Consider the following 12304-nt stretch of genomic DNA (forward strand, 5'->3'; position numbering starts at 1 on the left):
CACCCCGGCATGGACGCCCCGGAAATCCGGTACATGATGGACGCCCGCGCGGCCCTGGGCGGACCCGTGCCCGAACGCCGCCACACCCACACCCCCGTCACCCTGCCAGAGGCCAAGTCCTACGACGTCGCCAAACGCGGCTCCGGCAAACAACTTGCCGCGACCACCATGGCCTTCGTCAGGCTCCTGAAAGACCTCATGCGGGACAAGAACTTCGGCAAACGCTTCGTCCCGGTCGTCCCCGACGAATCCCGCACCTTCGGCATGGACGCGTTCTTCCCCACCGCGAAAATCTACAACCCCAAGGGCCAGAACTACCTCTCCGTGGACCGGGACCTCGTCCTGGCCTACAAAGAATCCCCCGCCGGCCAGCTCATCCACCCCGGCATCAACGAAGCCGGCGCCGTCGCCGCGTTCACCGCCGCCGGCACCGCCTACGCCACCCACGGCGAACCCCTCGTGCCGATCTACGTGTTCTACTCCATGTTCGGCTTCCAACGCACCGGCGACGCCTTCTGGGCCGCCGCGGACCAAATGACCCGCGGCTTCATCATCGGCGCCACCGCAGGACGGACCACCCTCACCGGCGAAGGACTCCAACACGCCGACGGACACTCCCCCCTCCTGGCCTCCACCAACCCCGCCGTGAAAACCTACGACCCCGCCTACGGCTACGAAATCGGCCACATCATCCGCGACGGCCTCGAACGCATGTACGGACCAGACTCCTCTGACCGTAACCTGATGTACTACCTCACCGTGTACAACGAACCCATCAGCCAACCCGCGGAACCGGAAAACCTCGACGTAGACGGAGTCCTGAAAGGCATCTACCTGCTCGCACCGGCCAAGCCCGCGGACCGGGACAAAAAGCGCCCCCGCGCGCAGCTCCTGGCCTCCGGCGTCTCCGTCCCCTGGGCCCTCGAAGCCCAGAAACTCCTCGCCGAAGACTGGGCAGTCTCCGCCGACGTCTGGTCCGTGACCTCCTGGAACGAACTCCGACGCGACGGACTCGCCGCCGAAGAACACGCCTTCCTGAACCCCGGCGAGGAACCACGCACCCCCTTCGTGGCCCAGCAACTCGCCGGCGCCACCGGACCCGTCATCGCCGTCACCGACTACATGAAAGCCGTCCCCGACCAGATCCGCCAATTCATCCCCAACGAATTCGCCTCCCTCGGCGCCGACGGCTTCGGATTCTCCGACACCCGCCAAGCCGCCCGCCGCTACTTCAAAAACGACACCCACTCCATCATCGTCAAAACCCTCCAACTCCTCGCCCGCCGAGGAGAAGTCGACCCGCAAGCGCCGTCGTACGCCATGGACCGGTACAAACTCCTCGATGTAACTGCCGGCACCACCGGAGGGGCAGGCGGCGAAAGCTGAGACCAGCATTTCCCCTGCAAAAAGGAATCGGCGGTAGTGCTCCCTGAGCACTACCGCCGATGTGTTCCTACGCGCCGATCGAGCGGCGATCCACCACGAATCCTGTGGCGGCATTCTCCCTGACTGCGTTGATACCGGCCACGAGTGCCGCAATATCCGGGAACTTGGGCGACACCGCCACTACCGTTCCATCATCGGCTTTCAAACGGAAACGGAACGATTGCTCCCCAGCTGTCAATATCTCGAAAATGCCAGACATAAACCCTCTTTCCACCGCGGATGCGTCCTTGCATCCCCTTCGAAGACCACGGACTCTCGTGAAGTCCCTAAGAGAATATCGGCCATGGAAGCCCGCTAGTAGGCCTACCCATGGGTAATATTCAACCTTTTTCGGTAGACCTATATCGCAATGCGAGGCGCGCCTGGAGACCTCCGGGCCCACGGATAGGGTGAACCCATGAAAAACTTCAGCACCTTGCCCACCACTGGTGTGCTGTTGGCCGGCGGCGCGGGGACGCGCCTGGGCCTTGGCCCCAAGGCGCTGCTGCCCTTCCGCGGCCGCACCTTGGTGGAGGTACTCGCCAAGACATTGCTCGACGGCGGATGCCTCAAGGTAGTCGTGGTGCTTGGCGCCGGAGCCGAGGATGTCAGGCACGCGACGAACCTGGACGAGTACCTCGTGGTGGACAACCCGGAGTGGGCGTCCGGCATGGCGAGCTCATTTCGTATAGGTGTTGCGGCGGCTCCCCCGGGCCACAACGTCATGGTGGCCCTGGTGGACCAGCCCGGATTGACCACCGACGTCGTCGCCAGGCTCTTGGCCAGGCACCAACGTGGCCGGGTGACCGCAGCCGGTTACCCGGAGAATGTCCACAACGGCAGCACCACATCAAAACTCCGGCGCGGCCACCCTTTGATCATCGATTCCACCCTCCGTGCCGACGTCGCCGAGACCGCTTCGGGCGACGCCGGAGCGCGCCGTTTTCTCAAGGCGCATCCCGGGCTAGTCGACGTCGTCGACTGCAGTGACCTCGCCGATGGCACGGACGTGGACACGAAGGAGCAACTTCACCTGCTCAACGATTAGCTCACACCAGTTGCATGGTGGCTGCGGCGTCCTTCAGCGCCAGGTAGATCTTGTCCCGCGCGATGGGGAGCGACGTGAACCTCACCCCGGTGGCGTTCCGGATGGCATTGCCCAGTGCAGGCGCCACGGGGTTGAACGGGCTCTCGCTCATGGATTTCGCACCGAGCGGCCCCATCTCATCGTTTGTTTTCGCGAAATAGACCTCGCTGCGCGGCACGTCCGCGAAGGACGGGATGTGGTACTGCCGCAGGATGTCAGTGGTGACCCGGCCGGCGTCGTTCACGCGGACTTCCTCATACAGCGCGACGCCGAGGGCCTGGGCGATTCCGCCCTCCACTTGGCCGCGGCATTGCCGCGGATTGACCACAACGCCGGCATCGGCCGCCTGCACGCTCTGCAGGATGCGCAACTCCCCCGTGCCGGTGTTCACGGCAACCCGGAATCCGTGGACGTTGAACGCGACTGAACGCGGAGTTCCGCCCCAACGCCCCTCGGAGGCGAGTTCAATCCCGGCTGCCTCGGCTCGGCTGGACAGCTCGGCAAGCGTGAGGCGCGTGCCGTGGGATTCCACGGCACCCTCCACCAAGACACAGCTCCCCGCATCGGCCCCGAGGATTCCCGCGGCAAACGCCCGGAGGCGAACGGCGAGTTCCTGGGCCGCGAGGAGCGTGGCCTGCCCGGCCACCACGGTGCCCGCGGAGCCGAACGCGCCGGTGTCATGCTCCACAAGGTCCGTGTCGGATTGGCGCACGGCGACGTTCGAGGCCGTCGTGGACAGCGCGGTTGCCGCCAGCTGCGCGTGCACCGTGGTGGTGCCGTTGCCGAACTCGGCGGTCCCGACGGCAGCGTCGAAGGTGCCGTCCGGCAGGAGCCTGAGGTGTGTGTGCGCGAAGTGTCCGCGCGGCGGAACGGTGTCGATCATCGACAGTGCCGAACCGACGCCGGTGACCCACTCCGGGCCGAGATCGTCGAGCCCGGCGGCCCGGTAGCGTTGGCCGCCGCGATCCAGGGCGTCCCGGACCAACACCACGCACTGGTCCAGTCCGTAGCTCCCGTAGAACACGTCCTCTTCCGGTTCCGGATTCGTTGACAACATGTGGTCCCCCGGCCGGACCATGTTCCTGAGCCGGAAGTCCAAGGGATCCATGCCGATTCCGACGGCAAGTTCGTCCATGGCGGATTCGATCGCGAAGATCATCTGGCTGAGGCCATAGCCGCGGAATGCGCCGGCCGGGACCGTGTTGGTGTAGACGGCCTGCGCGTCCACTTTCTTGTTGGCGCATTTGTAGACCGCGAGGGACTCGCCGCAACCGTGGAACATTACTCCGGGCGCGTGGTTCCCGTACGCGCCGGTATTGGTTACCACATCCACCTGCATCGCGGTCAAGTGGCCGTCGCTGTCGGTTCCGGCCTTGACCTTGATGGTGAACGGATGGCGTGTGGTGGCCGCAGTGAACTGTTCGGTGCGGGTGAACTCCACTTGCACGGGCCGGCGCAGTTTGAGGGCCGCCATGGCCACGAGGTCCTCGGTGAGCACTTCCTGCTTGCCGCCGAAGCCGCCGCCCACGCGGCCGGCCACCACGCGGATGCGGTCTTCGGGAAGGTCGAACAGGCGGGCAAGGGTCCGCCGGACCAGGAATGGAACCTGGCTCGAGGAACGCACCACGAGCCGGTCCTCCCCCGGGTTTCCCGAGGGCTCCACCCACGCTATGGAGCAGTGCGTTTCCATCGCGACGTGTTGCACTCTCTGGGTTTGGTAGGTGTCCTCGTGGATGAAGTCGGCCGCGGCGAATCCGGTTTCGACGTTTCCCAACTCGGAATGGACTTCCGCCACGACGTTGTTCTGCGGGCGGGAAATCCGGGCCGTTTCGCCGTCTTTCTCTCCGTGGATTGCGGGCGCACCGGGCAGCAAGGCGTCCTGCGGCGAGAAGACAGCGTCAAGGAGTTCGTACTCCACTCTGATAGCCCGTGCCCCGGCTTCGGCTGCGCCCACCGATTCGGCGACGACGGCGGCAACCCGCTGGCCGATGAAGCGCACCACGTCGTCGAGGACGCGGGTGTCGTCGGGATCGTCGGTGTAGAGCTCGTGCTGGGCCGTCGAGAACAAGCGGTCCGGCGCGTCCGCATGCGTAAAGACCGCGACGACGCCCGGTACCTGGAGGGCCGCCGTCGTATCGATCGAGACAATCCGGGCGTGTGCGTGCGGCGAGCGCAGCAGCTTGAGGTGCAGTAGTCCGGGGAGCTGTTCTGCCGGAACATCGAGGGTGTAGCGGGCGGTGCCGGTGACGACTGCCCGACCCGCGGGCGCGGGAACGTCGTCGCCGAGCTGGCCAGTTCCGGCGTCGTGGGTGCTGTGCTCCGCGCGGGCGACCCCGCACACCGCGTCCGCAATGGAGCGGTAACCCGTGCAGCGGCACAGGTTTCCTTTGAGGTTTCTCGGGAGGTTGGCTTTTTGTTCCTCGTCGAAGGTGGCGGCGGTCATCATCATGCCGGCTGTGCAGAAGCCGCACTGGAAGCCCTGGTGTTCCAAGAACTGTTGCTGTACCGGATGCAGTTCCTGCCCACGCGACAGCCCCTCGATCGTGGTGACCGAGTGCCCTTCGGCGCGCACCGCCGGGTAGATGCAACTGTGCACGGGAGTTCCGTCGACATGAACGGTGCAGGCGCCACAGTCCCCTCCGTCGCAGCCTTTCTTGACGCCGAAGTTGCCCTGTTCACGAAGGAACGTCCGGAGGCACTGCCCCGGGCGGGGGGCGGCCTCGGTGGTGGTTCCGTTGATCTCGATTGCCATGCTTAGGCCTCCTTCTGCTGTGCGGGTTGGGTGGACGGTTGCGGCGAGGTAGCGTGCGGCGGCCAGAAATCGCCTGAGACGGTGAGCGGTCCGCTTGGAACCGGGCCGCACAGCTCCGCGCGGATCTCCTCGGCGAGGCGGAAGGTCATGGCCCGGCGCCATTCCGGGAGTCCGTGGATGTCGTCGTGGTAAAGCTCCGCAGGGATCGAACGCTCGACGGCGGCTGCCAGCTGCCCGGCGTCGGGCAACTCCGCGGTGGCGAACCGCAGCTGCACGGGCCGCTTGGTGGCGGCGGTGACGGTGAGGACCAGGGTGCCATCGGCGTCGAGCCTTCCGATCAGCAGCACCCCGGATCGGCCGAGGTTGCTCAGCGAGAGCCTGCGGAAAGCCACCTTCGCTGCCAAGGCTGACGCCGGTAGCTGGATGCTGCGCAGGAGTTCGCCGGGTGCCAGGCAATTTTTCCCGTCCCCGACAACGAACTCGGCCACAGGAACGGTACGGCTGCCGCCGTGCCTGCCGAGGATGGTGGCCGTCGCATCCAAGCCGGCGCACAGCGAAATCATGGGTCCGGCCGGGAGCGATGTGCACAGGTTACCGCCCACGGTGGACATGTTCCACACCTTGAAGGAGGCCACGAAGGAGTCGCAGCACGGGCGGAGAAGCTCCAGTCCCGGCCAGTTCCGGCCTGCCACCGCGTCAGATATCGGGAGGGCGTAGAGCTCGGCAACAGTGCAGGTGGCGGCCAATTCAATGCCAGCGTCGTTCACGGTTACGGCCGGCCACCCTGCTTGCCCCAGGTCCAGGAGGCGCTTCAGCGGCTCTTCGCTGCCGACCGGACTCCCGTAGGAGAACAAGACTGTACCGCCGGCAAGCCAGGCGTCGCCCTCGCGCCACTGGCCTGGATCCGTGGTGGAAACCACGGACTCGATGGTGTTCATGTCCATGGGGTCACCTTGCTGTGTTCGGGGGTGTTGGTCTGGTGGATGGGTCCTGTCCCGTCCTTGAGCGGGCCCACGGTGGAAGCCGGGCGGCGGGACGCGAGGATTTCGGCGGTAATGGAAACGGCCACTTCGGCTGGAGTGACCGCACCTAGATCCAGTCCGATCGGAGAGTGCAGGCATTCGAGGGCCTCGGCCGGGACGCCGCAGTCAAGCAGTCCGTCAATCCGCTGCCGGTGGCTGCGCCTGGAACCCATGGCTCCCACATAGGCAAGATCCAAATCCAGGGCGGTTTGCAGCAGCGGGATATCGAACTTGGGATCGTGGGTCAGCACGCACACCACGGTGCGGGAATCGATCCGGCCGGCGGCCGCTTCGGCGCCAAGGTAGCGGTGCGGCCAGTCCGTGACGAGGTGGTCGGCGGCGAGGAATCGGCCCTGGTTCGAAAACGCGGGCCGGGCGTCGCACAACGTGACTTCGTAGCCCAGGAGTTTCCCGGCGGAGAGCAAGGCGGCGCCGAAGTCGTTGGCGCCAAAGATCAGCATCCGGGCCGCGGGCGAGCGGCTTTCGACGAAGAGGGAAATGGGTTCGGCTTCCGGCCCGGAGCTCCCGCAACCTTCGGCCGGGGCGAGCCGCACGAGTCCTGTGCGTCCTCCATGCAGTAGTGGCTCGAGCTGGGCCGCGGCCGCGCGGATCACGGCGTCATCCCCGCCGAGAAGGGTGGAAAGTTCCTGTGACCCAGCGGCGGAAAAACGCGCCGGATCATGAACGACGACGGCGCCTCCCGCGGCGTCGAGCCTGCGGATGAGTGCCAGGGAGGTCGAGCGGCCGCCGGATGCGCTGTTCAACCAGGTCAAGTCCAGGCCGCCGGCGCCGGATGGTTGGATTGGCTGGATGTGGACTTCCAGCTCGCCACCACAGCTAAGCCCGACGGCGAACGCGTCCTCGGCGCTGTAGCCGAACGACTCGAGGCGGCTGCCGCCGTCGTGCATTGCTTGAAGGGCTGCCTCGACCACGGCCCCTTCCACGCAGCCTCCGGAGAGGCTGCCAAGGATGTCTCCGTGTTCGGAAACCAGCATGGAGGTGCCGAGGGGCCGGGGCACGGAGCCGCCTGCGGCCACAATGGTGGCAACGGCGCAACGCTGACCGGAGACCGCGGGCCGCCAGGTGCCCAGCGAGGGCATCAACTCCAGCATGGCAAAACCTCCTTTACCGAGGTCCCGGACCAGAGACCGGTCCGGTGCAGTGTGCGATCTTGCCTCATATTCTCATTCCTTGCGTCTGTACAGGAGAGCTTCGGGTAAACAGGGAACCCGTTTGCGTGAAGAGGACCGGGGCGGGCCTCTCATTTCCCACCCCGGTCCTTGGCGGAGCGGCCGTACCTCACCGCCGCCCGCCGTCGTCGTCCGCATTGATGCGGTTGGCGACGATCGGCGGACGCCTATTCATTGCGGTGGCTCGCGGCCGGACCGCCGTCTCAATGGCCGGCTAACCTCCGAGGAGGGCGCTGATCGGCCCGCGGGCGAAGTAGATCACGAAGCCCACGGTCACCACCCACATGAGCGGATGGACTTTCCTGCCCTTCCCCGATGCCGCGTGGATCACGGCCCAGGAGATGAATCCGACGCCGATGCCGTTGGCGATGGAGTATGTCAGCGGCATGGTGACGATGGTGAGGAAGGCGGGCAAAGCCACGGAGAACTTGGAAAACTTGATCTCGCGGATCTGTGCCATCATCATGGCGCCTACCACCACCAGGGCAGCGGCCGCGACCTCGAGCGGAACCACGCTGGTGAGCGGGGTCAGGAACATCGAACCCAGGAACAACAGCCCGGTCACTACCGAGGCCAGGCCGGTGCGGGCACCTTCGCCAATGCCGGCCGCGGAGTCGATGTAGACGGTGTTGGAGGAGCCCGACGTCGCGCCGCCGGCTACCGCCCCGAGGCCTTCGACGATGAAAGCCGACTTGAGCTTCGGGAACGTTCCGTCCTTGTACGCCACACCGGCGCTCTTGGCGAGGCCGGTCATGGTGCCCATGGCGTCGAAGAAGTTGGTGAACACCAGGGTGAACACCAGCATCGTGGCTGCCAGGCCGCCGATCCGCGAGAACGAGCCGAAGAGGTCGAAGTGGCCCACCAGGCTGAAGTCCGGGGCGGATACCAGCTGGCCGGACAGTACCGGCGTGTTGAGGTGCCAGCCCCCGGGATTGGCGGCGCTGCCAGGCCCGATGTGCAGGACGGCCTCGACGACGGCGGCGAGGACCGTGGTGGCGACGATTCCGATCAGGAGGCCGCCCTGGATCTTACGTGCCACGAGGATTCCCATGACCAGCAGACCGACAATGAAGATGAGGGTAGGTATAGAGGTGATGGAACCATCGGTGCCGAGTTGTACCGGCGGTCCGCCTTTTGTGGCGCGGACGAAGCCGGAATCGACGAAGCCGATGAAGGCGATGAACAGGCCGATGCCAACGGTGATGGCGGCCTTGAGTTCCTTGGGGACAGCCTTGAAGATCGCGGTTCGGGCACCCGTGACGCCGAACAGGACAATCAGGATGCCGTTGATGACCACCAGACCCATGGCTTCGGGCCACGTGACCTCGTGGATCACGGCGACTGCCAGGAACGAGTTGATTCCCAAGCCTGCGGCGAGCCCGAACGGCAGGTTCGCGATGAGGCCGAAAAGAACCGTCATGACACCGGCGGTCAGGCCGGTGACGGCCCCCACCTGCGCGGCGGACAACCATCCGCCTGCCACGTCCGTGGGTGCGTTCTGGGCCGAGAATCCGCCCAGGATCAGGGGGTTGAGGATGACGATGTAGGCCATCGTGAAGAACGTGACGATGCCGCCGCGGAATTCGCGGGCCAGGCTAGAGCCACGCTTGGTGATCTGGAAGAAACGGTCCAGGAAGGAATTCGACGCCGGGGGCTTGGGGCTGCTGCCCCGCCGTGCTGGCTCTGCGGCCGCTTGAATTTCAGCGGGGTCCAGGATTGTCATTTTCAGCCACCGGCCCTAGTAGTCAATCCTGGAGTCAAGCGTGTTCCAGGTGTTGAACGGTGCCAGGATGGCCGGCGCTTGGGGGTCGACCAATTCCAGTTTGGTGACCGGCATGAGCGCGTCCCGGTCCTCGTTCTCGAAATATTCGTAGAAGACAGCGTCGTCGAAACCCACGGAGGCGGCGTCGTGCCGGTCCGCGGCGAAGACTACGTTGCCGATCCGTGCCCAGAGGGCCGAAGCCAGGCACATGGGGCATGGCTCGCAGCTCGTGTAGAGGGTGGCTCCGCTGAGGTCGAAGGTGCCGAGCTCGCGGCAGGCGTTGCGGATGGCGGTAACCTCGGCGTGAGCCGTTGGGTCGTTGCTTGCGGTGACCCGGTTGACGCCTTCGAAGGCGCGGCCATCCGCGGTGACAATGACGGCGCCAAACGGACCGCCGCTGTTGAGGACATTGGCTGTTGCCAGCTCAATGGAAGTGGCCAAGTAGTGTTCGGCCGTGACGGTGGTACTCATGTGCGACTTCCTTAGTGCTGAGGAAGCCTGTAACCAGGGGGCATCTGAACATGACAGAGCAGTGCTGCGATTACCAGGCTTCAGCATGTGCTTTTGAAGGTTTCGCCTGGTAGATAGCTTCCCGGAGTCCGGGTGCCCGCCTTTGGCAAATTGAGATTAGCACCGGAGAAGTGAGCTGCGCCATAGTTTCTGGAAAAAAGGTTTCGACATGTGAAATTAGCTGTCGGCCGGGGGTCAGGCGCCGGTCACATTGACGCACTTCGACGGCGCGCCTACGCTGGGTCCCACCGGCAGGGTCGACCCGCCGACACCTGGATCAGCAGACAGGAACCACTGAGCTGGAACGCAACTACGCCGACCAGACAAGGATCCCTGTGTCCCCGAAATCCGATTCCCAGCCAGCAGCCCCAATAACGACTCCAGGCTCGGCCCCAACCTCTCCGAGGATGTGGATCAAGAATCCCCTCGCCGTGTTCACCGCCAACGGGCTCGACGCCGGCGGCGGCATCGTGGTCAGCGACGGGAAGATCGCCGAACTCGTCCCCGCCGGAAAGCGCCCTTCCGCGCCATGCGATGAAACCTACGACGCCGGCCGCCACGTCCTGCTGCCCGGGCTCATCAACACGCACCATCACTTCTACCAAACGCTCACGCGGGCCTGGGGACCGGTGGCCAATGCGCCCCTGTTTCCATGGCTGCAGAACCTCTATCCCGTGTGGGCGCGGCTGACACCGGACAGCCTCGAACTCGCCGTGAAGGTAGCGCTGGCGGAACTCCTGCTTTCCGGCTGCACCACGGCAGCCGACCACCACTACCTCTTCCCTGCGGGACTCGAGGACGCGATCGATGTCGAGGTCGGCGTCGTGCGTGAACTCGGCATGCGTGCCATGCTCACCCGCGGGTCCATGACGCTCGGCGAGGACGACGGCGGACTGCCGCCGCGGTCCACGGTGCAGCGCCCGGAGGTGATCCTTGCAGACAGCGAACGTCTGATCGGGAAATATCACGAACGGGGAGAAGGAGCGGTCATCCAGATCGCCTTGGCCCCTTGCTCGCCGTTCTCCGTGACCAGGGAAATCATGTCCGAGAGCGCCGCCATGGCCGAACGCCTGGACGTCCGGCTCCACACACATCTCGCCGAAACCATCGACGAGGAAGATTTCTGCCGCGAAATGTTCGGACTGCGCACGGTCGACTACCTGGACAGCGTCGGCTGGCTCGGAAAGCGCACCTGGCTCGGCCACGGAATCCACTTCGACGACGACGAGATCGCCCGGCTGGGTGCCGCGGGGACCGCCGTCGCGCACTGCCCGACGTCGAACATGCGGCTCGCGTCCGGCACCGCACGGGTGCTGGAACTTGAGGAGGCCGGCGTTCCGGTGGGGTTGGGAGTGGACGGTTCGGCGTCGAACGACACCTCCAACATGATCCTCGAAGCGCGGCAAGCGCTCTACCTGCAGCGGCTGCGCTACGGCGCGGACGTCACCGTGGAGCGCGCCCTCGGCTGGGCGACCCGGGGATCCGCCGCAGTGCTGGGCCGCACGGACCTCGGCCAGCTTGCTCCCGGGATGCAGGCAGACCTCGCCATGTTCACCCTCGACGGGCTGCGCTTCTCCGGCAGCCACGATCCCGTCGCGGCATTGTTGCTCTGCGGGGCGGACCGCGCGGACCGCGTCATGGTGGCGGGAAAATGGCGGGTCGTGGACGGTCGTATTCCGGATCTGGACATCCCGGAACTTATTGCCAAACATTCAGCCGCCGCACAGAAAATGATCAGAGATTCGGAGTAGCCTCTCGACTAGATCGTAGATCAGGAGGCAAATCATGACCGTCCCCCAGCACAACACGCCGGCTCCTCCAGGTTGGTACCCGGACCCCTCGGGCTCCGGGCAACTCCGGTGGTGGGACGGTAGCGCCTGGACCGGAAACGCCTGGAACCCACCGGCCCAGGCCGGTGCGGGTCAGCCCGGCGCAGGTCAGCCCGGCGCGGGTCAGCCCGGCACTGGGTGGCCTTCGGCCTCGCGGCCAGGGCAATACGCGGGGCCAGGGCAATACGCGGGGCCAGGACAGTACGCGGGACCAGTCCAGCCCATCCCGCGCCCGGAAATCAGCCGTCAGACCCCGGTTTACAACCCATTTATCTGGCTCGTCACGCTACTGCCGGTGATCACGCTGATCATCCTGCTTATCTGGAATCCGGTCTTCCATCTGCGATATGCGGGCGCCAGGCGTGTGCCGGTCATCGATCCCAGCTCGTTCAGCGCTCCATACTTCCTGCTCATCGCCACTGGCTGGCTTATTTACGGGGTCAGCGTCCTCTTGGCCTACTTGGACTGGCAAAAGCTGCAAAGGGACGGGGTGGTCCGCCCGTTCCACTGGGCATGGGCATTCCTCGGCGCGGGAGTCTACGTAGTGGGTCGCTCCGTGATCGTCCACAAGGTCGCCCCACGGCGCGGACTCGCACCGGTTTGGGCACTGATTGGCCTGTTTGCCGTGAGCTTCATCCTGGTGGCCGTCAAAGTGAGCATGATTGCTTCGACCATCGCCAAGACCTTGCAAATGTAGGGTTCTCTCCGCGCCCTGTTGGCCGAGATC

General features: G+C 65.4%; 10 protein-coding genes. 4 read left to right on the plus strand and 6 right to left on the minus strand.

Annotated elements, in window-relative coordinates:
* A partial coding sequence (locus tag J2S96_RS17710; protein ID WP_442320020.1) for a transketolase-like TK C-terminal-containing protein occupies positions 1-1386 on the plus strand: 1386 nt, incomplete at its 5' end.
* A gap of 67 nt (positions 1387-1453) precedes the next feature.
* On the opposite strand, the gene J2S96_RS17715 is transcribed toward J2S96_RS17710, so the two are convergent.
* Positions 1454-1645, minus strand: a complete 192-nt coding sequence (locus J2S96_RS17715; protein WP_306866375.1) for a YegP family protein — start codon at positions 1643-1645, stop codon at positions 1454-1456.
* A gap of 198 nt (positions 1646-1843) precedes the next feature.
* Here J2S96_RS17715 and nboR point away from each other — a divergent pair, with 198 nt between their 5' ends.
* Positions 1844-2473 (plus strand): nicotine blue oxidoreductase, encoded by a 630-nt coding sequence (nboR, locus tag J2S96_RS17720; protein WP_306866376.1) that lies wholly within the window; start codon positions 1844-1846, stop codon positions 2471-2473.
* A gap of 1 nt (position 2474) precedes the next feature.
* On the opposite strand, the gene J2S96_RS17725 is transcribed toward nboR, so the two are convergent.
* The 5 genes from J2S96_RS17725 to J2S96_RS17745 form a co-directional block, all read right to left on the minus strand.
* Positions 2475-5264 (minus strand): molybdopterin-dependent oxidoreductase, encoded by a 2790-nt coding sequence (locus J2S96_RS17725; RefSeq protein ID WP_306866380.1) that lies wholly within the window; start codon positions 5262-5264, stop codon positions 2475-2477.
* Positions 5265-5266: 2 nt separating this feature from the next.
* Entirely contained in the window at positions 5267-6208 is a 942-nt protein-coding gene (locus J2S96_RS17730) for an FAD binding domain-containing protein (RefSeq protein ID WP_306866383.1), read from the minus strand.
* Positions 6199-7398 (minus strand): XdhC family protein, encoded by a 1200-nt coding sequence (locus J2S96_RS17735; protein ID WP_306866385.1) that lies wholly within the window; start codon positions 7396-7398, stop codon positions 6199-6201. The genes J2S96_RS17730 and J2S96_RS17735 overlap by 10 nt, the downstream gene beginning before the upstream one ends.
* Positions 7399-7690: 292 nt before the next feature.
* Positions 7691-9199 (minus strand): NCS2 family permease, encoded by a 1509-nt coding sequence (locus J2S96_RS17740; RefSeq protein ID WP_306866387.1) that lies wholly within the window; start codon positions 9197-9199, stop codon positions 7691-7693.
* Between the two features lie 15 nt (positions 9200-9214).
* Positions 9215-9709, minus strand: coding sequence for a nucleoside deaminase (locus J2S96_RS17745; RefSeq protein ID WP_306866389.1), 495 nt, complete (start codon positions 9707-9709; stop codon positions 9215-9217).
* 446 nt (positions 9710-10155) lie between these two features.
* Between J2S96_RS17745 and J2S96_RS17750 the strand changes: the two genes are divergently transcribed.
* Positions 10156-11499 (plus strand): 8-oxoguanine deaminase, encoded by a 1344-nt coding sequence (locus J2S96_RS17750; protein WP_306866392.1) that lies wholly within the window; start codon positions 10156-10158, stop codon positions 11497-11499.
* A 34-nt stretch (positions 11500-11533) separates the two neighbouring features.
* Positions 11534-12274, plus strand: coding sequence for a DUF2510 domain-containing protein (locus J2S96_RS17755; protein ID WP_306866394.1), 741 nt, complete (start codon positions 11534-11536; stop codon positions 12272-12274).
* Positions 12275-12304: the final 30 nt, after the last annotated feature.

The organism is Arthrobacter bambusae, from assembly GCF_030812595.1.
Taxonomy (GTDB): domain Bacteria; phylum Actinomycetota; class Actinomycetes; order Actinomycetales; family Micrococcaceae; genus Arthrobacter; species Arthrobacter bambusae_B.